The sequence below is a fragment of the Streptomyces chiangmaiensis genome, assembly GCF_036281785.1.
GTDB lineage: Bacteria > Actinomycetota > Actinomycetes > Streptomycetales > Streptomycetaceae > Streptomyces > Streptomyces chiangmaiensis.
In genome coordinates this window covers 1-850 of the sequence record NZ_JAYWVC010000652.1, presented here as the reverse complement: position 1 = coordinate 850, position 850 = coordinate 1, and the positions used below count along the sequence as shown (strand labels likewise).

General features: G+C 68.4%; 1 protein-coding gene. It reads left to right on the top strand.

What is annotated here, in order from left to right; all coding sequences use genetic code 11:
- On the top strand, positions 1-816 hold an 816-nt coding region (locus VXC91_RS46215), incomplete at its 5' end, for a transposase (RefSeq protein ID WP_329513305.1).
- Between the last annotated feature and the right edge of the window lie 34 nt (positions 817-850).

The following is an 850-nucleotide window of genomic DNA, read 5'->3' as shown; positions in this document are numbered from 1 at the left end:
TACGACACCGACGCGCACTACTGCGTCAAGCGGGACACCGCATGGTCCGGTTACCGCACCCATTTCACGGAAACGTGCACGTTAGACCTGCCGGAGGTGGTGGTGCACGTGGCCACGACGATCGCCCCGGTCCAGGACGGCGAGCTCACCGACAAGATCCACGAGGACCTCGCCGCGTCCGGCCTGGCGCCGGGCGAGCACGTGGTCGATGCCGCCTACGTGACCGCGCAGCGGATCGAACACGCCCAGCTCGTCCACCAGATCACGCTGCTCGGCCCGGTCGCTCCCGACCCCAGCCACCAGACCAAAGCACAGAACGGGTTCGACAAGGCCTCCTTCACCGTCGACTGGGACGGCCACCAGGTCGTCTGCCCCCGCGGGCAGACCAGCCGGACCTGGAAGCCACTGCGGATCTCCGGCCACGACTACATCCAGGTCCGCTTCGGCGAGGCCGCATGCCGGGCCTGCACGGACCGGCCCCAGTGCACCAACTCCGAAGTCCGTCCGCGCTCGCTCGCCCTGCTGCCCACCCGCGAACTGCACGAGATCCAGCAGGCCAACCGCCTCGACCAACGGACCCGGCAGTGGCAGGACCGATACGCGATCCGGGCCGGCATCGAGGCCACCCTCTCCCAGAACATCCGCACCTGCGGCCTCCGCAGAACCCGCTACCGGGGCCTGCGCAAGACCCACGTCCAGCACGTCCTGACCGCTCTGGCCTGCAACGTCACCCGGATCGCCGACTGGATCGCCACTCCGACCCAAAAGCAGCGGGCACCCAGCCACTTCCACGCCCTCTGCACCGCCACCAGCTGACCCTCACAAGATCGCCAACAGAGTCACGATGTTG